The sequence below is a fragment of the Citrobacter sedlakii genome (genome assembly GCF_018128425.1).
In the GTDB taxonomy this organism is placed as follows: Bacteria; Pseudomonadota; Gammaproteobacteria; order Enterobacterales; family Enterobacteriaceae; genus Citrobacter_A; species Citrobacter_A sedlakii.
On the sequence record NZ_CP071070.1, the window covers coordinates 1,054,276 to 1,074,722 of the forward strand.

General features: G+C 55.3%; 19 protein-coding genes and 5 tRNA genes. 15 read left to right on the forward strand and 9 right to left on the reverse strand.

Features of this window, described 5'->3' with window-relative positions; translation table 11 throughout:
* Nucleotides 1-37 precede the first annotated feature (37 nt).
* From gutM to srlA, 5 genes are all read right to left on the reverse strand, one after another.
* The gene (gene gutM / locus JY391_RS04990; RefSeq protein WP_211935321.1) at nucleotides 38-397 is read right to left on the reverse strand and encodes a transcriptional regulator GutM; all 360 of its coding nucleotides are present in this window, start codon (nucleotides 395-397) and stop codon (nucleotides 38-40) included.
* Nucleotides 398-502: 105 nt separating this feature from the next.
* The gene (srlD, locus tag JY391_RS04995) at nucleotides 503-1,282 is read right to left on the reverse strand and encodes a sorbitol-6-phosphate dehydrogenase (RefSeq protein WP_042288575.1); all 780 of its coding nucleotides are present in this window, start codon (nucleotides 1,280-1,282) and stop codon (nucleotides 503-505) included.
* A gap of 10 nt (nucleotides 1,283-1,292) precedes the next feature.
* Nucleotides 1,293-1,655: a PTS glucitol/sorbitol transporter subunit IIA gene (gene srlB, locus JY391_RS05000; protein ID WP_042288572.1), complete on the reverse strand. Its 363-nt coding sequence runs from the start codon at nucleotides 1,653-1,655 to the stop codon at nucleotides 1,293-1,295.
* A gap of 11 nt (nucleotides 1,656-1,666) precedes the next feature.
* Nucleotides 1,667-2,641, reverse strand: coding sequence for a PTS glucitol/sorbitol transporter subunit IIB (srlE, locus tag JY391_RS05005; protein WP_042288569.1), 975 nt, complete (start codon nucleotides 2,639-2,641; stop codon nucleotides 1,667-1,669).
* Nucleotides 2,638-3,201 (reverse strand): PTS glucitol/sorbitol transporter subunit IIC, encoded by a 564-nt coding sequence (srlA, locus tag JY391_RS05010; protein WP_042288566.1) that lies wholly within the window; start codon nucleotides 3,199-3,201, stop codon nucleotides 2,638-2,640. Before srlA ends, srlE begins: the two co-directional genes overlap by 4 nt.
* A gap of 265 nt (nucleotides 3,202-3,466) precedes the next feature.
* Between srlA and mltB the strand changes: the two genes are divergently transcribed.
* The 15 genes from mltB (at nucleotide 3,467) to luxS (ending at nucleotide 15,257) form a co-directional block, all read left to right on the forward strand.
* Nucleotides 3,467-4,546, forward strand: a complete 1,080-nt coding sequence (mltB, locus tag JY391_RS05015) for a lytic murein transglycosylase B (protein ID WP_211935322.1) — start codon at nucleotides 3,467-3,469, stop codon at nucleotides 4,544-4,546.
* Between the two features lie 202 nt (nucleotides 4,547-4,748).
* A complete protein-coding gene (pncC, locus tag JY391_RS05020; protein ID WP_060569425.1) occupies nucleotides 4,749-5,246 on the forward strand; it encodes a nicotinamide-nucleotide amidase in 498 nt (165 codons plus the stop codon).
* A gap of 92 nt (nucleotides 5,247-5,338) precedes the next feature.
* Nucleotides 5,339-6,400, forward strand: coding sequence for a recombinase RecA (recA, locus tag JY391_RS05025; protein ID WP_042288561.1), 1,062 nt, complete (start codon nucleotides 5,339-5,341; stop codon nucleotides 6,398-6,400).
* Nucleotides 6,401-6,514: 114 nt separating this feature from the next.
* Entirely contained in the window at nucleotides 6,515-7,015 is a 501-nt protein-coding gene (gene recX, locus JY391_RS05030; protein WP_211935323.1) for a recombination regulator RecX, read from the forward strand.
* Nucleotides 7,016-7,230: 215 nt separating this feature from the next.
* On the forward strand, nucleotides 7,231-9,858 hold the full coding sequence (alaS, locus tag JY391_RS05035; RefSeq protein WP_211935324.1) for an alanine--tRNA ligase: 2,628 nt from the start codon (nucleotides 7,231-7,233) through the stop codon (nucleotides 9,856-9,858).
* 363 nt (nucleotides 9,859-10,221) lie between these two features.
* The gene (gene csrA, locus JY391_RS05040; RefSeq protein ID WP_000906486.1) at nucleotides 10,222-10,407 is read left to right on the forward strand and encodes a carbon storage regulator CsrA; all 186 of its coding nucleotides are present in this window, start codon (nucleotides 10,222-10,224) and stop codon (nucleotides 10,405-10,407) included.
* 304 nt (nucleotides 10,408-10,711) lie between these two features.
* Nucleotides 10,712-10,804: transfer RNA gene (locus tag JY391_RS05045), tRNA-Ser, on the forward strand.
* Nucleotides 10,805-10,807: 3 nt separating this feature from the next.
* A tRNA-Arg gene (locus tag JY391_RS05050) sits at nucleotides 10,808-10,884 on the forward strand.
* Nucleotides 10,885-11,078: 194 nt separating this feature from the next.
* Nucleotides 11,079-11,155: transfer RNA gene (locus tag JY391_RS05055), tRNA-Arg, on the forward strand.
* A 194-nt stretch (nucleotides 11,156-11,349) separates the two neighbouring features.
* Nucleotides 11,350-11,426 (forward strand) — tRNA-Arg (locus tag JY391_RS05060).
* A 195-nt stretch (nucleotides 11,427-11,621) separates the two neighbouring features.
* A tRNA-Arg gene (locus JY391_RS05065) sits at nucleotides 11,622-11,698 on the forward strand.
* 269 nt (nucleotides 11,699-11,967) lie between these two features.
* Nucleotides 11,968-12,534, forward strand: coding sequence for a fructose-1-phosphate/6-phosphogluconate phosphatase (yqaB, locus tag JY391_RS05070; protein WP_200035399.1), 567 nt, complete (start codon nucleotides 11,968-11,970; stop codon nucleotides 12,532-12,534).
* Complete coding sequence (locus JY391_RS05075; RefSeq protein WP_042288542.1) at nucleotides 12,531-12,959, forward strand: YqaA family protein; 429 nt, start codon at nucleotides 12,531-12,533, stop codon at nucleotides 12,957-12,959. The genes yqaB and JY391_RS05075 overlap by 4 nt, the downstream gene beginning before the upstream one ends.
* Before the next feature lie 76 nt (nucleotides 12,960-13,035).
* Complete coding sequence (gshA, locus tag JY391_RS05080) at nucleotides 13,036-14,592, forward strand: glutamate--cysteine ligase (protein ID WP_060569133.1); 1,557 nt, start codon at nucleotides 13,036-13,038, stop codon at nucleotides 14,590-14,592.
* Nucleotides 14,593-14,741: 149 nt separating this feature from the next.
* A complete protein-coding gene (gene luxS, locus JY391_RS05085) occupies nucleotides 14,742-15,257 on the forward strand; it encodes an S-ribosylhomocysteine lyase (RefSeq protein WP_060569134.1) in 516 nt (171 codons plus the stop codon).
* Nucleotides 15,258-15,358: 101 nt separating this feature from the next.
* Here the strand turns inward: luxS and emrB are convergent, their stop codons facing one another.
* The 4 genes from emrB to JY391_RS05105 form a co-directional block, all read right to left on the reverse strand.
* Nucleotides 15,359-16,897, reverse strand: coding sequence for a multidrug efflux MFS transporter permease subunit EmrB (gene emrB / locus JY391_RS05090; protein WP_042288532.1), 1,539 nt, complete (start codon nucleotides 16,895-16,897; stop codon nucleotides 15,359-15,361).
* A 16-nt stretch (nucleotides 16,898-16,913) separates the two neighbouring features.
* On the reverse strand, nucleotides 16,914-18,086 hold the full coding sequence (gene emrA / locus JY391_RS05095) for a multidrug efflux MFS transporter periplasmic adaptor subunit EmrA (RefSeq protein ID WP_042289046.1): 1,173 nt from the start codon (nucleotides 18,084-18,086) through the stop codon (nucleotides 16,914-16,916).
* A 123-nt stretch (nucleotides 18,087-18,209) separates the two neighbouring features.
* On the reverse strand, nucleotides 18,210-18,740 hold the full coding sequence (gene mprA, locus JY391_RS05100; RefSeq protein WP_042288528.1) for a transcriptional repressor MprA: 531 nt from the start codon (nucleotides 18,738-18,740) through the stop codon (nucleotides 18,210-18,212).
* Between the two features lie 381 nt (nucleotides 18,741-19,121).
* Nucleotides 19,122-20,306 (reverse strand): MFS transporter, encoded by a 1,185-nt coding sequence (locus tag JY391_RS05105; RefSeq protein WP_181822645.1) that lies wholly within the window; start codon nucleotides 20,304-20,306, stop codon nucleotides 19,122-19,124.
* Between the last annotated feature and the right edge of the window lie 141 nt (nucleotides 20,307-20,447).

Sequence of the window (20,447 nt, forward strand, 5' to 3'; positions counted from 1 at the left end):
ATGATAATTTCGCAAGCTATTAGCATTCACAACGAAATTATCCATGTTTCAGTTTAAGCGCCAATGATAGTGCATTCTGCGACAGCGGATCATGGGGAAAGATCACATCAGGCTGTAATTCATTAAGATGTTTACCCTGCAGAGCAGGAATTTTTATTGGTCTGGCGAATACTGTCAGTCCCTTCATAAACAACGTATCGGTTACGCGCTGATTTTTGTCGAGCGCGATGGCGACCACGACGCGGGGCTTAAAACGTCCGCCTGAACGTCCTACGCCAACCCGGCCTTGCAGGCATAGCTGGTCAAACGCGCGGTTGAAACGGGCGATTTGCCAGCCGCCCAGTACCAGTTGAACGCACCAGGCGATAACGGCGACGGTAATCAGTGCGGAAATCATCGTGTGCTCCTTACGTGAATGCCGGATGGCGGTGACGCCTTATCCGGCTAACAGACCCGGGGTTTGCAGGCCCGGTAAGCGTAGCGCCACCGGGCTATGTGACTATCAGAACATCACCTGTCCGCCAGTGACGTTGATTGATTGTCCGGTACAGTATGACGCTTTCGCGCTGGCATAGAACAGCAGCATGTTCAGGACATCCTGATAATCGCAGCCGCGTTTGAGCGGGACTTTATCGATATAATACTGTTCCACCTCGTCCGGCTTAATGCCAAGCTTGGTGGCGTACTGCGGCAGTAGCGACTGAAACATTGGCGACTTCAGCAGGTTGCCCAGCATCAGCGAATGTACGGTAATGCCGTATTCCGCCAGATCCAGCGCCAGCGACTGGGTTAATCCGACGCCGCCGAACTTCGCCGCGCTGTAGCCGGAATTATGCTTACTACCGACTTTACCGGACTTAGAGTTGATCTGAATAATGCGTCCCTGAATACCGTCACGAATCATCAGACGGGAAAATTCACGCGCACAGAGGAAATATCCGACCAGATTCACCTGTAATGAGCGGTCAAAATCGCCCAACTGGAAGTCACTGATAAACGCCGCTTTCGCGATCCCCGCGCTGTAGACGAGCAGATCCACGCGCCCAAAGATTTCATCCACGCCGCGAGAGAGCGCAAGAACGCTCTGTTCGCTGGTGGCGTCGGCGCCGAAGCCGTAAGCCATACCTTCACCATATTCGGCGTTGATCTCCTGCGCGACGTTGGCGGCCTTATCACTTTGAATATCGACAACCGCCACGCGATACCCTTCTGCTGCAAGCCCATGGCACAGGAACGCCCCCAGGGTTTGTCCTCCGCCAATGACAACGGCAACCTGATTCATTTTTCTCTCCTTAAGCGACAAACTTCAAAATACAGCCCGGCGCGATATCGTCCGGTACGGGGCCCGCGACGTGCACGGTGCCGGGAAATTCCGCTTCGTTCAGTCCGTCGAAGCGCAGGGTGATATGCCCCAGTTCACGTAAATTCTGTTCCGCCACGCTGCCGACGGCGGTGACCGGATAGCGATGCTGACCCAGTTCACATTGCGCGCCGGGTTGCAGCGTGCCGTTCAGTTCGCCATGGCAATGGATAAAGCAAAACTCTTCGATATCCGCCGGCGCGCCTTCGCGGAAGGTAATCAGCATCTGGTCGCACAGCGCATCCGGCGCGCTCTGGCCAATGCGGGTAATCGTGGTCTGGTAAATGACGGTCATCTCAACACCTCTTATTGATAAATAAAGCCGGATACAAACCAGGCGATCAGTACCGTTGGCGCGCCGGTCAGAAAGCGACTGACCAGTACCGACGGCACGCCGACGCGCACCGTATCCTGACGGGCTTCCGCCAGCGACAGGCCAACCGGAATAAAGTCGCAGGCCGCCTGGGCGTTAATGGCGAACAGCGCTGGCAGCGCCAGATGCGGCGGAATATTGCCCAGACCAATTTGCACGCCGATCAGCACGCCGATCACCTGGGCGATCACTGCGCCCGGGCCGAGGAACGGCGACAACAGCGGGAAGGAGCAGATCAGCGCCAGTGTCACCAGCCCCAGCGGATGGCTGGCTAGCGGCGCCAGACCGTGGGCGATCCAGTCGCCAAGTCCCGACGCCATGATGATGCCGATGAGGGCGGAGACGAACGCCATAAACGGCAGAATGGTTTTCAGTACCGTGTCGATGGTGTCGCGACCAGACTGAAACAGAACGGCTACCGCTGAGCCCATTCCCATGCCGACTTTCGCCAGCAGGCCGTCGCTCTGTTCGGTGATCTTTTTATGGGGGTCGTAATCACGTCCCGGAGGCGTGGCGCTTGTCGGTTGCGGCGCAGCTTCTGCATCGCCGATCGCGCTAATGTTTTCTTCTTTCACGCCGGAGACGTAAATGTCTTCGACGATGTACTGGGCCAGCGGCCCCGATTTCCCCGTGGAGTGAATGTTTACCGTTGGAATACGGCGTTTCGGGTAAATTCCGCAGCGCAGGGTGCCGCCGCAGTCAATGATCGCCACGCCAATCTCCGCTTCCGGCGGTTCGCCCTCTTTAAAGCCATCGACCGCCTGCCAGCCGGTCAGGCTTGCCAGTTTGTCGACAATCGCCGGGCGCGTGCCCGCGGTGATATAGACGATTTTCTTACCTGCGACGACATCCAGTTCAAGCGGGCCGCCCCAGCCGCCGGTGCCTTTTTCGATACGAATACGCGTCATGATGTTGCTCCTGAAAGATGCACTTTCTGCTCAAGCTGGATACCCATTTTTTTCTCGAAAATCGCGGTGGTGAGATCGGTGACCCAGCCGCGGAAGAAGTTAGTCACCAGACCAACCAGCAGATAGCTCACCGCAAGCGGGCCGAGGGGCAGGCCAAGCGTGGTTAAACCGCTGGCGATGCCCAGATAAACGAACAGTTCGCCGGGGTTGATATGCGGAAACAGGCCGTTCATGGAGTGGCAACTGTAGGATGCCGCCGCGTAATAGCTGGGCTTGTATTTCTCTGGCATAAAACGACCAAGACTCAGGGTCATAGGGTTACAGAACACAAACGTACCGATGAACGGCAGAATCAGGTAACGGGACAGCGGATTTCCGGCGCAGCGTTGGGCAAAACGTTCTATACGCTGCTGGCCGATAAAGTTGATCAGCGCGTTCATGATGACCAGCAGGCTTATTAGCAGCGGAAGAATGCCGGTCACCATGCCGGTAAACACTTCTCCGCCTTTCTGGAACAGCCCGATGAACCACTCTGCTCCATGTGTAATGGTGTCGATCATTGTTCTCTCCTGTAGGGATTGTTGTTATCTTGCCAATTGGTGATTTATTTTAATCAGATTGAAAGATTTAAAAGTGTTATTTTGATCTCAAAATGAAAGTAAAATATTTTAAATTGAAAGTTTATGTGCGAATCGGAACAGAAAAAGAAGGAGTAAAGAGGGCGAACAGGTAAATTATGTGAAGGAGCGCGTCTCGCGCTTCCTTGTGGGACGGAGGATGCTTTACCATACTTTCCTCTGGCTGAATCTGGTTAATGGATGTCACATGTTCAAGCGTCGTTATGTAGCGTTACTTCCCCTTTTTGTGTTACTGGCTGCCTGTAGCAGCAAACCGAAACCGCAAGAGACTCAAACGACCACCGGGACGCCGTCTGGCGGCTTCCTGCTTAAGCCTCAGCACAATGTCATGCAGATGGGCGGCGATTTTGCCAATAACCCCAATGCGCAGCAGTTCATCGATAAGATGGTCAGCAAACATGGCTTTGATCGCCAACAGTTGCAGGAGATCCTGTCGCAGGCGAAACGCCTGGATTATGTGCTGCGCCTGATGGACAGGCAGGCGCCGACCACGCAGCCGCCAGCCGGCCCTAACGGCGCATGGCTGCGTTATCGCAAACAGTTCATAACGCCGGATAACGTGCAAAATGGCGTGGCATTCTGGAATCAGTATGAAGATGCGCTCAACCGCGCCTGGCAGGTGTATGGCGTGCCGCCGGAAATCATCGTCGGCATTATCGGCGTGGAAACCCGCTGGGGCCGCGTAATGGGGAAAACGCGCATTCTTGACGCGCTGGCGACGCTCTCCTTCAACTATCCGCGTCGCGCGGCGTATTTCTCTGGCGAGCTGGAAACCTTCCTGTTGATGGCGCGCAACGAACAAGACGATCCGCTGGATCTGAAAGGGTCTTTCGCCGGGGCCATGGGTTACGGTCAGTTTATGCCGTCGTCCTATAAAGAGTACGCGGTGGACTTTAACGGCGACGGCCATATCAATCTTTGGGATCCGGTCGATGCCATCGGCAGCGTAGCGAACTACTTTAAAGCACACGGCTGGGTGAAAGGCGATACGGTGGCGGTGATGGCCAACGGTCAGGCGCCGGGACTGGCCAATGGCTTCAAAACAAAATACAGCGTGTCGCAGCTTGCCGCCGCGGGCTTAACGCCGCAGCAGCCGTTGGGTAACCATCGCGAAGCAAGCTTGTTACGTCTGGATATTGGCACCGGGTATCAGTACTGGTACGGCCTGCCAAACTTCTGCGCGATTACCCGTTACAACCATAGTACCCATTATGCGATGGCGGTCTGGCAGTTAGGACAGGCGGTAGCGCTGGCGCGGGTCCAGTAATCGTCCTGGCTGCCGGATGGCGGCCCTGACAACTTATCCGGCTAACCCGGCTTGCTGTTGGCCGGATAAGGCAATGCTGTCTCCTGTATGTTATATCTGGACGTTTTTTCTGAATCCCCCTCGTAAAATCATCACCTCGTCCCCATCTCGGGTGGGAAAGTGCTATCTTGTCCGGCAGGATTTTTAACTGACAGAGGCCGAAATGACTGACAGTGAACTGATGCAGTTAAGCGAACAGGTCGGAATGGCGTTAAACGCGCGCGGCGCGACGGTGACAACAGCGGAATCCTGTACGGGCGGCTGGGTGGCGAAGGCCATTACGGATATTGCTGGCAGCTCCGCCTGGTTTGAACGCGGTTTTGTCACTTACAGTAATGAAGCGAAAGCGCAAATGATCGGCGTACGGGAAGAGACGCTTGCCCAACATGGCGCGGTCAGTGAACCAGTGGTAGTAGAAATGGCGATAGGCGCGCTGAAAGCCGCCCGCGCTGATTATGCGGTTTCAATCAGCGGCATTGCCGGGCCGGATGGCGGCAGTGAAGAGAAACCCGTCGGCACCGTCTGGTTCGCTTTCGCCAGCGCGCGCGGAGAGGGGATTACCCGGCGGGAATGCTTCAGTGGCGACCGCGATGCCGTGCGGCGACAGGCGACCCTCTATGCGTTACGTACGCTGTGGCAACAATTTCTACAAAACACTTGATACTGTATGAGCATACAGTATAATTGTTTCAACAGTACAGAATTCACTATCCGGTTAAGCGCAAGCGGAACCCGGCATGACAGGAGTAGTTAATGGCTATCGACGAAAACAAACAGAAAGCGTTGGCGGCAGCACTGGGCCAAATTGAAAAGCAATTTGGTAAAGGCTCCATCATGCGTCTGGGTGAAGACCGCTCTATGGATGTGGAAACCATCCCGACCGGATCGCTTTCTCTGGATATCGCACTCGGCGCGGGCGGTCTGCCAATGGGCCGTATCGTCGAAATCTACGGGCCGGAATCTTCCGGTAAAACCACCCTGACGCTGCAGGTGATTGCCGCTGCGCAGCGTGAAGGGAAAACCTGTGCGTTTATCGATGCGGAACATGCGCTGGATCCAATCTATGCGCGCAAGCTGGGCGTTGATATTGACAACCTGCTGTGTTCTCAGCCGGACACCGGCGAACAGGCGCTGGAAATCTGTGATGCGCTGGCGCGCTCTGGCGCTGTAGACGTTATCGTTGTCGACTCCGTCGCGGCCCTGACGCCGAAAGCGGAAATCGAAGGTGAAATCGGCGACTCTCACATGGGCCTCGCGGCGCGTATGATGAGCCAGGCGATGCGTAAGCTGGCGGGTAACCTGAAGCAGTCCAACACGCTGCTGATCTTCATCAACCAGATTCGTATGAAAATTGGCGTTATGTTCGGTAACCCGGAAACCACTACCGGGGGGAACGCGCTGAAATTCTACGCCTCTGTTCGACTGGACATCCGCCGTATCGGCGCGGTGAAAGAGGGCGATAACGTGGTGGGTAGCGAAACCCGCGTGAAAGTGGTGAAGAACAAAATCGCCGCACCGTTCAAACAGGCAGAGTTCCAGATCCTCTACGGTGAAGGCATCAACTTCTATGGCGAACTGGTTGATCTGGGCGTCAAAGAGAAGCTGATTGAGAAAGCCGGTGCTTGGTACAGCTACAACGGTGAGAAAATCGGGCAGGGTAAAGCGAATGCGACCGCCTGGTTGAAAGAAAACCCGGCTACCGCGAAAGAGATCGAGAAAAAGGTTCGCGAGCTGCTGCTCAACAACCAGGACTCAACGCCAGATTTCTCCGTTGATGACGGTGAAGGTGTTGCAGAAACCAACGAAGATTTTTAATCTTCAGGCGACCGTAAGCCGGATCGCGCGAAACCGCCATTCGGCAAAAGGTTAAGTTACACTCAAGGGCTGCATTTATGCGGCCCTTTTGCATTGCTGAATCTGAAGGGAGTTATGAGCGAACCGACACCACGCCGACCCGTTTATGCCCGCCTGCTCGATCGCGCTGTCCGCATTCTGGCTGTGCGCGATCACAGCGAACAGGAGTTACGCCGCAAACTGGCCGCGCCGGTCATGGGGAAAAACGGCCCCGAGGAGATTGATGCCACGGCAGAGGATTACGAACGGGTGGTAGCCTGGTGCCATGAGCACGGGTATCTGGATGACAGCCGCTTCGTTTCGCGCTTTATCGCCAGCCGTAGCCGGAAGGGGGATGGCCCGGCGCGCATCCGCCAGGAACTCAACCAGAAAGGCATTGCCCGGGAAGCTATCGAAAAGGCGCTGCGCGAATGTGAAATTGACTGGTGTACCCTCGCGCGCGATCAGGCTACCCGCAAATACGGCGAACCGCTGCCCGCGGTATTTTCAGAAAAGGTAAAAATACAGCGCTTTCTACTCTATCGCGGCTATCTGATGGAGGATATCCAGGAGATATGGCGAAATTTTGACGATTGAGCGCATACGGGATTTTACTTCCCACTAAAGAAAACTTATCTTATTCCCACTTTTTCCGTTCGGGCATGGGTTGCTTTGCGGTAACCTGCGTTCGCGACGAATATTCCTTAAATACACAACGTCATTCAAGCCGCATCAGGGCGGCAGGCGAGGAAGCTCGCAGCCAGTACAGAGGCGGTTTGAAAGATGACGTGTAGCTTGATTTCAGGATAATTATGAGCAAGAGCACCGCTGAGATCCGTCAGGCGTTTCTCGACTTTTTCCATAGTAAGGGACATCAGGTAGTTGCCAGCAGCTCCCTGGTACCAAACAATGACCCCACTTTGTTGTTTACCAACGCCGGGATGAATCAGTTCAAGGATGTTTTCCTTGGCCTCGACAAGCGTAATTATTCCCGCGCGACCACTTCCCAGCGCTGCGTGCGCGCGGGCGGTAAGCACAATGACCTGGAAAACGTCGGTTACACTGCGCGTCACCACACATTCTTCGAAATGCTGGGCAACTTCAGCTTCGGCGACTATTTCAAACACGATGCCATCCAGTATGCATGGGAACTGCTGACCGGTGAAAACTGGTTCGCCCTGCCGAAAGAGCGCCTGTGGGTGACCGTCTATGAAACAGACGACGAAGCCTATGAAATCTGGGAAAAAGAAGTCGGTATTCCACGCGAACGCATTATTCGCATTGGCGACAATAAAGGTGCGGCCTATGCGTCCGACAACTTCTGGCAGATGGGTGATACCGGTCCATGCGGTCCGTGCACCGAGATCTTCTACGACCACGGCGATCACATTTGGGGGGGGCCTCCGGGCAGCCCGGAAGAAGACGGCGATCGCTACATTGAGATCTGGAATATCGTCTTTATGCAGTTTAACCGCCAGGCTGACGGCACAATGGAGCCGCTGCCGAAGCCGTCAGTCGATACCGGTATGGGGCTGGAACGTATTGCCGCGGTTCTGCAACACGTTAACTCGAACTATGAAATCGACCTGTTCCGCACGCTGATTGAGGCGGTGGCGAAAGTGACCGGCGCCGCCGACCTGAGCAACAAGTCGCTGCGCGTTATCGCCGACCACATTCGTTCCTGCGCATTCCTGATCGCCGATGGCGTGATGCCGTCGAACGAAAACCGCGGCTACGTGCTGCGCCGCATCATTCGTCGTGCGGTGCGCCATGGCAACATGCTTGGCGCGAAAGAGACGTTCTTCTACAAGCTGGTCGGTCCGCTGATTCACGTCATGGGATCGGCGGGTGAAGAATTGAAGCGCCAGCAGGCTCAGGTTGAGCAGGTGCTGAAAACCGAAGAAGAGCAATTTGCCCGTACTCTGGAGCGCGGTCTGGCGCTGTTGGACGAAGAACTGGCGAAGTTGACGGGCGACACGCTGGACGGTGAAACGGCTTTCCGTCTGTACGATACCTACGGCTTCCCGGTTGACCTGACGGCAGACGTTTGCCGCGAGCGCAACATCAAAGTGGATGAAGCGGGTTTTGAAGCGGCGATGGAAGAACAACGGCGGCGCGCCCGTGAAGCCAGCGGCTTTGGCGCTGACTATAACGCGATGATCCGCGTAGACAGCGCGTCTGAGTTTAAAGGCTACGACCATCTGGAACTGAACGGCAAGGTCACCGCACTGTTTGTGGATGGCAAAGCGGTTGACGTAATCAACGCTGGTCAGGACGCGGTTGTGGTTCTGGACCAGACGCCATTCTATGCCGAGTCCGGCGGTCAGGTTGGTGATAAAGGCGAACTGAAAGGCGCAGGCTTTGCCTTTGCTGTCAGCGACACGCAAAAATATGGTCAGGCGATCGGTCATCTCGGCACGTTGTCTGCGGGTTCTCTGAAAGTGGGCGATGCAGTACAGGCTGACGTGGACGAAGCGCGTCGCGATCGTATTCGTCTGAATCACTCGGCGACGCACTTGATGCACGCCGCGCTGCGCCAGGTTTTGGGCACGCACGTTGCGCAGAAAGGTTCGCTGGTGAACGATAAACTGCTGCGTTTTGATTTTTCTCATAACGAAGCGATGAAACCGTCGGAGATTCGTGCGGTCGAAGATCTGGTGAATGCGCAGATCCGCCGTAACCTGCCGGTGGAAACAAATGTGATGGATCTGGACGCCGCTAAAGCGAAAGGCGCGATGGCGCTGTTTGGTGAGAAATATGACGAGCGTGTTCGCGTGCTGAGCATGGGCGATTTCTCTACCGAGCTTTGCGGTGGTACGCACGCCAGTCGCACCGGTGACATTGGCTTGTTCCGTATTGTTTCCGAGTCGGGTACCGCAGCGGGCGTTCGTCGTATCGAAGCGGTAACGGGTGAAGGCGCCATTGCTTCCGTTCACGCTCAAAGCGATCGTTTAAGCGAAATTGCGCATCTGCTGAAGGGCGACAGCCAGAATCTGGGCGATAAAGTTCGTTCCGTACTGGAACGTACCCGTCAACTGGAGAAAGAGCTTCAGCAGCTGAAAGAACAGGCTGCCGCGCAGGAAAGTGCGAATCTTTCCAGCAAGGCGGTTGATATCAATGGCGTTAAGCTGTTGGTGAGTGAGCTTGCCGGCGTCGAGCCGAAAATGTTGCGTACCATGGTTGATGATCTGAAAAATCAGCTGGGTTCCACCATTATCGTGCTGGCTACGGCGGCAGAAGGTAAGGTTTCTCTGATTGCTGGCGTGTCTAAGGACGTGACCGACCGTGTCAAAGCAGGGGAACTGGTAGGTATGGTCGCTCAGCAGGTGGGCGGTAAGGGTGGTGGTCGTCCGGACATGGCGCAAGCCGGTGGTACGGACGCGGCTGCTCTGCCTGCAGCGTTAGCCAGTGTGCAAGCCTGGGTCAGCGCAAAACTATAAAATATATACACAAAATCATTCATGCTACGTCAAGGCGGCAAGTGAATGCGTCCCGGGAGCGAACAGCGAGTAGGCGACCGGGGGAAATGCGCGCTGCCAACGCAGAGGCAGCTTGAAGGATGAGGTGTATAAGCGTTAGCCGATGCCGCGGACAGGTACTCCGCGGCGTTTGCATCAACGTTGTCGACAACGATAAAGTCAGGTTGAAGTTGTGTATATCGGCTAAACTTAGGTTTAACAGAATGTGATGCCGTGACTGCTTACATGTAATGTGTTTGTCATCGCTTACTTTTTGGCGTTATATGATGGATAATGCCGGGATACAGAGAGACCCGACTCTTTTAATCTTTCAAGGAGCAAAGAATGCTGATTCTGACTCGTCGAGTTGGTGAGACCCTCATGATTGGCGATGAGGTCACCGTGACAGTTTTAGGGGTGAAGGGCAACCAGGTACGCATCGGCGTAAACGCCCCGAAAGAAGTTTCTGTCCATCGTGAAGAGATCTACCAGCGTATCCAGGCTGAAAAATCCCAGCAGTCCAGTTACTAAGGTTTCCGCGTCTCATCTGGATGGGTGAGACGCAACCTGTCCTTCCTGTGTTTTCCTTGTTTTCTATCTCTATCATCTGAGCGTGTTCCTGGGGTTGTCGGGGCAGCCAGAGTCCATGTAAACCGATTTGTTTGTTGATAAAACACCCTTTTTGCCGTTTTTGCAGACTAATTGAGCGTGAAGTGTGCAAACGATAAAAGCGCAGGAAAAATTGTTTGACTTATAAGTCCCAGAAAGTAATATGTGCGCCACGCAGCGACGATGAGCAGAAACATGTTCTTCGACGCACTCGTAAGAGGCGTGTGGTGAGGTGGCCGAGAGGCTGAAGGCGCTCCCCTGCTAAGGGAGTATGCGGTCAAAAGCTGCATCCGGGGTTCGAATCCCCGCCTCACCGCCATTTGCATCCGTAGCTCAGCTGGATAGAGTACTCGGCTACGAACCGAGCGGTCGGAGGTTCGAATCCTCCCGGATGCACCATCTTCTCCGAGACAATAGTCACGCTGTTGTTTCAGGGGCTGCGGTTTTACCGCAAGCACCAGGGAGGATAACGTTGCCCAAGCAACGGCCCGAAGGGCGAGGTGAAGCCGAGTCATCCTTCCGGATGCACCATCTCTTACTGGATACAACGTCAGTCGTCGTATCAGTATCGGCAGTAAAGCAAGTTTTCCGATGCATCCGTAGCTCAGCTGGATAGAGTACTCGGCTACGAACCGAGCGGTCGGAGGTTCGAATCCTCCCGGATGCACCATCTTCTCCGAAACAATAGCCACGCTGTTGTTTCAGGGGCTGCGGATTTACCGCAAGCACCAGAGAGGATAACGTTGCCCAGGCAACGGCCCGAAGGGCGAGGCGAAGCCGAGTCATCCTCCCGGATGCACCATTCCTTGCTTGATATAACGCCAGCCGTCATATCAGTATCGGCAGTAAAATAAGTTTTCCGATGCATCCGTAGCTCAGCTGGATAGAGTACTCGGCTACGAACCGAGCGGTCGGAGGTTCGAATCCTCCCGGATGCACCATCTTCTCCGAAACAATAACCACGCTGTTGTTTCAGGGGCTGCGGTTTTACCGCAAGCACCAGGGAGGATAACGTTGCCTAAGCAACGGCCCGAAGGGCGAGGTGAAGCCGAGTCATCCTCCCGGATGCACCATTCCTTGCGTTGATATAACGCCAGCCGTCATATCAGTATCGGCAGTAAAGCAAGTATTCCGATGCATCCGTAGCTCAGCTGGATAGAGTACTCGGCTACGAACCGAGCGGTCGGAGGTTCGAATCCTCCCGGATGCACCATCTTCTCCGAAACAATAACTACGCTGTTGTTTCAGGGGCTGCGGATTTACCGTAAGCACCAGGGAGGATAACGTTGCTTGAGCAATGGCCCGAAGGGCGAGGCGCAGCCGAGTCATCCTCACGGATGCACCATCTTCTCTGAGATAATCCCCATACTTCCCGTTTCAATTGCTTCTTCTTCCCTGATCAATCCTCACTTTCGCCGTCAGCGACAAAATCCCGCCATTACGATAAAATAACGTCTGGTTTCTACGGTTTGCGAGAACACAATGTACGAACGTTATGCGGGTCTGATTTTCGATATGGATGGCACCATCCTGGATACTGAGCCGACACACCGTAAGGCGTGGGACGAAGTATTAGGCCGTTACGGTATGCATTTCGATCTTCAGGCGATGATCGCGCTTAACGGTTCACCGACCTGGCGTATCGCGCAGGCGATCATTGAACTGAACCAGGCGGACCTCGATCCGCACGCATTGGCGCAAGAAAAAACCGCGGCGGTAAAACGCATGTTGCTCGACAGCGTCGAACCCTTGCCGTTGGTCGACGTTGTGAAGGCATGGCATGGTCGTCGTCCGATGGCGGTTGGCACCGGCAGTGAAAGCGCCGTTGCCGAAGCATTGCTGGCGCACCTGGGCCTGCGTCGTTATTTTGACGCCGTGATTGCCGCTGACCACGTACTGCACCATAAACCGGCGCCGGATACCTTTCTTCTTTGCGCAGAACGCATGGGCGTGCCTCCGGCTCGCTGTGTGGTATTTGAAGACGCTGATTTTGGCGTGCAGGCAGCACGCGCCGCAGGCATGGATGTCGTGGATGTGCGTTTGCTGTGAGTGACGTACTGTCGCTCTTCTCTTTGTTCGCCAGCAGTTTTCTCAGTGCGACGCTGTTGCCTGGCAACTCTGAGGTCGTTCTGGTTGCCATGCTGCTTTCCGGGATTTCTCATCCCTGGGTCTTAGTCATAACAGCAACAATGGGTAATAGCCTTGGAGGGCTAACTAACGTTATCCTTGGGCGTTTCTTTCCGCTACGCAAAACATCGCGCTGGCAGGAGAAAGCAACAGGCTGGCTTAATCGCTATGGCGCGGTGGCGCTATTATTAAGCTGGATGCCGGTAGTGGGCGATTTACTGTGCCTGTTAGCGGGGTGGATGCGCCTCCCGTGGGGACCAGTGCTCTTTTTTTTATGCCTTGGCAAAGCGCTGCGCTATATTGTCGTCGCGGCTGCAACCATTCAGGGCTCTTTATGGTGGCACTAATTGTGCCTGGAATAGCCTTCAGGGCAACCACTACAATTATGCTAATTAAAACGATTTTGACAGGCGGGAGGTCAATTTGATCCCGGACGTATCACAGGCTCTGACCTGGCTGGAAAGACATCCACAGGCTCTAAAAGGCATACAGCGCGGACTGGAGCGCGAAACGCTGCGCGTGAATGCTGACGGTACCCTGGCGACAACGGGGCATCCGGAAGCGCTGGGCTCGGCGCTGACGCATAAATGGATCACCACGGATTTTGCCGAAGCGCTGCTGGAATTCATTACGCCGGTGGACGGTGACATTCAGCATATGCTGACGTTCATGCGCGATCTGCACCGCTACACCGCCAGAAAACTGGGCGATGAGCGCATGTGGCCGCTGAGTATGCCCTGTTACATCGCGGAAGGGCAGGATATCGAACTGGCGCAGTACGGCACCTCGAATGTCGGGCGGATGAAAACACTGTACCGCGAAGGGTTGAAAAACCGTTACGGCGCGCTAATGCAGACGATCTCCGGCGTGCATTATAACTTTTCCCTGCCGATGGCGTTCTGGCAGGCGAAGTGCGGCGAGATGGACGGCGAAGCGGCAAAAGAGAAAATCTCTGCTGGCTATTTTCGCCTGATCCGCAACTACTATCGCTTCGGCTGGGTCATTCCGTACCTGTTTGGCGCGTCGCCGGCGATCTGTTCTTCCTTCCTGCAGGGGAAACCGACCACGCTGCCCTTCGAGAAAACCGACTGCGGCATGTACTACCTGCCGTACGCGACCTCGCTGCGTCTGAGCGATCTCGGCTATACCAATAAATCGCAAAGTAATCTCGGTATTACGTTTAACGATCTGCACGACTATGTGGCAGGATTGAAACGCGCGATCAAAACGCCGTCAGAAGAATACGCGGCCATTGGTATCGAGAAAGACGGTAAGCGACTGCAGATCAACAGCAACGTGCTGCAAATCGAAAATGAGCTGTATGCGCCAATCCGTCCCAAACGCGTGACCCGTAGCGGAGAGTCGCCTTCAGACGCACTGCTGCGCGGCGGCATTGAATACATTGAAGTTCGCTCGCTGGATATCAATCCCTTCTCGCCAATTGGCGTTGACGAGCAACAGGTGCGTTTCCTCGATCTGTTTATGGTCTGGTGCGTGCTGGCCGACGCGCCGGAGATGAGCAGCGGCGAGCTGCAGTGTACGCGTACCAACTGGAATCGGGTGATCCTGGAAGGGCGCAAGCCGGGGCTGACGCTGGGGATTGGCTGCGAAACCGCGCAGTTCCCGCTGACGAAAGTCGGAAAAGATCTGTTCCGCGATCTCAAACGCGTAGCGCAAACGCTGGACAGCATTCACGGTGGAGAGGATTATCAGAAAGTGTGCGACGAACTGGTCGCCTGTTTTGATAACCCGGAACTGACGTTTTCGGCGCGGATCCTGCGTTCGATGATCGACAACGGGATTGGCGGCACCGGTAAAGCGCTGGGCGAAGCCTGGCGTAATGTGCTGCGCGAAGAGCCGCTGGAGATCTTGCAGGAAGAAGAATTTATCGCTGAACGCGAGGCATCTTTACGGCGTCAACGTGAGGTGGAAGCGGCGGACAGCGAACCCTTTGAACGCTGGCTGGAAAAACAGGCCTGACAGACAAGAAAAAGGCCACTCGTGAGTGGCCAAAATTTCATCTCTGAAATCAGGGATGATGATAACAAATGCGCGTCTTTCATATACTCAGACTCGCCCCGAAACGAAGAGTTCAGTTTATTTTAAAAAATAATATCGGAGGTGGCTAAATGCCGTTGTTAGATAGCTTCACTGTCGATCATACCCGGATGGAAGCACCTGCCGTCCGCGTTGCGAAAACGATGAACACCCCGCACGGCGACGCAATTACCGTGTTTGACCTGCGTTTCTGCATCCCCAACAAAGAGGTGATGCCGGAGAAAGGGATCCACACGCTGGAGCATCTGTTTGCAGGCTTTATGCGTAATCACCTCAACGGTAACGGCGTTGAGATTATCGACATCTCGCCGATGGGCTGCCGCACCGGGTTTTACATGAGTCTGATCGGTACGCCAGACGAGCAGCGCGTGGCGGATGCCTGGAAAGCGGCGATGGCTGACGTACTGAAAGTGCAGGATCAGAATCAGATCCCGGAACTGAACGTCTATCAATGCGGCACGTACCAGATGCATTCGCTGAGCGAAGCGCAGGAGATTGCCCGCCACATTCTGGAGCGCGACGTTCGCGTCAACAGCAACGAAGAACTGGCGCTACCGAAAGAAAAATTGCAGGAGCTGCATATCTAGTTGCGTTGCCGGATAGCAAGGCTACGCGCCTTACCCGGTCGACTACGGATAAACGCCGCCCGGCATAAAAAAGGCCAGTTCATCTGAACTGGCCTTTTTAATCAGTGCGCGCCGCCGCCACCGCCACCTGCGCCGAAGGGCGGTTTGGCGAACCAGACCAGGCCAAGCAATATCAGGAAGATGCCTGCCGACATCCAGAAAATCTCGTTGGCCGAGATGATCAGTCCCTGGTTAGTGATCTGCTGGGCGATCCAGCCTGACGCCTGCTGCTGCGTCATCCCCATGCCCTGAAGCTGATCGTACATTGCCTGGGCGTTCGGGTTATACGGGTTCACCGACTCGGTCAACTGCGCATGGTGCATTGATTCCCGATTGGTCCACAGGGTTGTGGTGATCGAGGTGCCAATGGAGCCTGCCAGCGTTCGCGTAAAGTTCGACAAACTTGATGCCGCCGCCAGGCGTTCAGGCGGCAGTCCCGACAGCGTGATGGTGGTCAGCGGCATAAAGAAGCAGGCCACCGCAAAGCCCTGGATAAACTGCGGCCAGGCCGAAGCGCCAAAGTCCATTCCCGGCTCAAACGTGTAGGCGCGCCAGTAGAAGCAGACGGCGTACATAATGAAGCTGAACGTCACCAGTCTGCGCATATCCAGCTTATGCGCGAAGCGGCCAATAATCGGCGACAGGATCACCGGGATTATCCCAACGGGCGCCGAGGCCAGACCCGCCCACGTCGCAGTATAGCCGTAGACCTCCTGCAAAAGCTGCGGTAGCAACACAATCGCCCCGAAGTAAAGCATGTAGGCAAGGCTGATACACAAACAGCCGATAGTGAAGTTGCGCGACTTAAAGAGCGAGAGATCGACAATGGGGTTATCGTCGGTCAGCTCCCAGACAATCAGGAAGCTAATGGCGACCACCGCCACCACCGTCAGAATGATGATCTCCTGCGAGGCGAACCAGTCCAGCTCTTTGCCCCGGTCGAGCATAATCTGCAAGCTCCCGATACCCACCACCAACAGCGCCAGACCGATGGCGTCAATCCGTCGTTGCTCAGTACGGGTTTCGCGACCGCGCAGGGTTTGCAGCGTCATCAGCACCACCGCGATCCCGATGGGGACGTTGATGAAGAAGATCCAGCCCCAATGGTAGTTGTCACTGATGTAGCCACCCAGAATCGGGCCGCAGATCGGTGCGACGATGACGGTCATCGACCACAGCGCCAGCGCGATAGAACGTTTGGCGGGCGGGTAGTTATTCAGCAGTAAGCTCTGGGAGAGTGGGATCAGCGGCCCGGCGACGATCCCCTGAACCACGCGGAAGAAGATCAGCATGTTCAGGCTGCTGGAGACGCCGCATGCCCACGAGGCGATGGCAAACGCCACCGTAGACCACATGAACAGTTTCACTTCCCCGACGCGCTTCGCCAGCCAGCCCGTAATAGGAATCGAGATGGCGTTCGCCACCCCGAAGGAGGTGATCACCCACGTTCCCTGGCTCAGGGAGGAGCCGAGGTTCCCGGCGATGGTGGGGATCGCCACGTTAGCAATGGTGGAGTCCAGCACCTGCATGAATGTCGCCAGCGACAGCGCAATCGTCATGATGACGAGCTGCGCGCCCTCCAGCGGTTTTTGCTGTTGCATAACACGCACCTCGGAATTAGCCGGCGTTGGCCTGCACAATCTCTTCGATCAGTTTATTCACCGGCGCAAGGTCGATCTCGCGAGCGTTACTTTCCGCAACCGGTGTGCTGCGCACGGTACTTGCCAGTACCTGTCCGTCACGGTTAGCCGTATCGACGGTCACCAGCGTAGATAAACCAATGCGCAGCGGGTGCTGGGCTAACTGCTGCTCGTCCAGTTCGATACGAACCGGTAGACGCTGTACCACTTTGATCCAGTTGCCGGTCGCGTTCTGCGCGGGCAGCAGGGAGAAAGCGCTGCCTGTCCCCATATCGAGACCGACGACCTTACCCGTGTATTTAACGTCATCGCCGTAGATGTCGCTGACCACCGTTGCCGGTTGGCCGATACGCATATGCGCCAGTTGGGTTTCTTTAAAGTTGGCGTCGACCCACAGATTCGTGGCCGGAACAACGGCCATCAACGGCGTTGTCGGGCTGATCTGAGCGCCGGGCTGTACGGCGCGTCGAGAAACATAACCGGTGATCGGGCTAACGATCCGCGTACGTTCAAGCGCCAGCCAGGCATTACGCACTTCGGTCGCCGCCTGCTGAACAGCAGGCTGATCTTCGAGCTTGCTGTTAAGGATCATCGCCTGGTTCGCGTTATATTGCTGTATGGCGACGTCAAGCTGCGCCTGGGCGCTGGCAACCGCGTCGCGGGCATGTTGCAGTTCTTCGCGACCAATCAGGTTGGCGTTACCCAGCGGCACGCGACGTTTAAAGTCGCTTTGCGCCTGGGCGAGGGCGGTTTTTTGCACGTCAATGTTCGCCTGCAACTGTTTGCTGTTGATCATCAACTGATGCGTCTGACGAACGCTGGAGGCCAGCGCGGTCTTCGCCTTTTCGAACGCTTGCTTCGCATCCGTCTGGTCGAGGGTGACGAGGACATCGCCCTGTTTGATAAAGTCCGTGTTATCCGCCCAGACTTTCGTCACGCTGCCGGATACCTGCGCCATGATTTGAACCTGGTTCCCTGCCACGTACGCATCATCCGTTTCTTCGAAATGACGCAATACTAAAAACCAATAGATCCCATATGCCACGGCAATAACGATAAAGAGCAAGGTCAGCAGAATCAGCGTACTTTTACGTTTGCTTTTCTTTTTGACCGGTTGCTGCGGGGTTTGCATCTCCGCATTTGCGCTCATGTTGTTCTCCACGATCTTATTTTTTGTCGGCTTGGCCGAACTGTTTATCAGAAAGGCCAGCACGCGCGGGTGCTGGCCAGTCAGTTTTCTTTCTTAATCTGGATTATTGAGCGAGTCGACGCGTTAGCTCAGCGCCTCAAGAATGGCGCCATCCTGGTCCATCTGATCGAGACGCGTCAGAAGCTTACGGGTGATGTGCTCAAGCTGATCTTTTTCTGCGGTGCTAAGGGAGGACCACAGCTGGTGCAGGCAGTGATGCTGCGGCGGTAACACCTCGCGCAGAAATTCGTGGCCTTTTTCGGTCAACTGCAGGTGCAGGCAACGGCGATCGTTGTCGCTTTCGCGGCGTTCGATCCAGCCGCGCTTTTCCAGTTCATCCGCGATACGCGTTGCGTTAGTACGGGACGAACCCAGCGCACAACTCAGTTCAGAAGGCTGAATGCTGTGGTTTTCCTGAGACTCCAGCGTAATCAACGCCATAAACAACGTCTCGTTAATCCCCTGAGCCTTCAGCATTTTATTGCGGTTTTCCAGCAGCTTGCCCTGCATGTGCATGCAAAGACGGGTGAGCAACACTTCCTGATACGGAAAGTCTTCGTGGCGGCTGGCGCGAAACTTTAGCATTTGTTCAATGGGCGTAAACGAACTATCCATTTGGGCATGACCTCATTAATTTCAGCCGATATAGTAACGACAGTGACAAATAAAGTAAATGTATTATTAAAGCAAAATGATTCTTACGGGTTATAAAATCGCCAGCGCCTCTGAGGCTAATCCGTAGCTCAGGGCACCCGACAATGGGGATAGGAAAACGCGGCGGGCAGGTTACTCATGACGGTGGATAAGCTTTCGGTGAATCCTTCCATGCATGGCGCCGGGTTGGGTTCGGAAAGGGGAGTGGGGCTTTCCATAGAAATTTATGCGATATCACCAATGTTAAAATAACCAGGGTAAATGATTGCTATAACCTTAACAGACTGGGGGGCTCCTTAACACCCTAAGGAGCCGAAACAGAGGTAAACGCTCGCTAACCGATTAATTTGCGGCTTCCTGTCGATGAAATCCTCGCCACCAGACCAACAAGTTGAGTACGGCAACGGTGGTTCCCGCCAGGCACACGCCTGCCCATCCGGCATGTTGCCAGGCAGAGGCTGAAACTAACGAACCGGCGGCGCCGCCGATAAAATAGCTGGTCATATAGCCTGCGGTAAGTCGGTTACGGGCATCCGGGTAGAGCCGGTAAATCACCGTCTGGTTGGTAATGTGTACGCCCTGCACCGTGAGATCCAGCACCAGAATCCCGACGATCAATGCCAGTACCGAGGCGTGCCCCAGCCAGATAGCGAGCCAGGAAAGCAGCAGCAACAGCAAACCGTAGGTGGTGGTGAGATGAGAATGCCCCTTATCGGCGAAGCCGCCCGCCGGACGCGCGCCCAGCGCACCCGCGGCGCCCGCCAGCCCAAACAGGCCTATCATCCCTTCGGAATAGCTGAACGGCGGCGCCGCCAATAAAAAGGCCATTGATGTCCAGAGGATGCTGAAGTTGGCGAAGGTCAGACAACCCAGCAGCGCGCGCGTGCGCAGCAATTTATCGCGGGTAAACAGGCTGAATACCGAACCGAGCAATTGCGGATAATTGAGATGCGTCTCTGACTTCATTTTTGGCAAGCCGCGCCACAGGGCGACAGCCATCAGCGCCATAAGCGCAGAGGCTACCCAGAATACGGTGCGCCAGCCGCCGAGACTGGCAAGTAAGCCCGCCACCGTCCGCGCCAGCAGGATACCGAGCAACAATCCGCTCATAATTGTGCCGACCACCTTACCACGCTTGTCCGGTGTGGCGAGGGTCGCCGCCAACGGCACCAGAATCTGGGCGACCACCGAAAACAGCCCGGTCAGCGCGGTGCCGAGGATCATCATCGTCAGCGACTGGCTACTGGCGGTAATGAGCATTCCGCCTGCGGCCAGCAGCGTCATCGAGACAATCAGCGTCCGGCGCTCAAACATATCGCCAAGCGGCACCAAAAACAGCAGGCCGGCGGCATAGCCCAACTGTGCGGCGGTGACAATAAATCCCGCAGAGCTGGCAGATAGAGAGAAATTGTTGGCGATGGTGTCGAGCAGCGGCTGCGCATAATAATTGCTGGCAACCGCCAGGCCCGTCGCTACCGACATAAGCACGATCAGCGCCGGGCTAAGCGGGTGAGTATTTTTTGTCATTATGTTTGTTATCGTCAGTCAGGTGATGATTTCCAGGGGAATCAATCATAGCGGAAGTCAATGATTGTTGGCACATCGCGAGGTGATCGATTGTGCGTTTTTCACGAAGCGTAGGGGGAAACCGGCAAACTGAAGAAAATC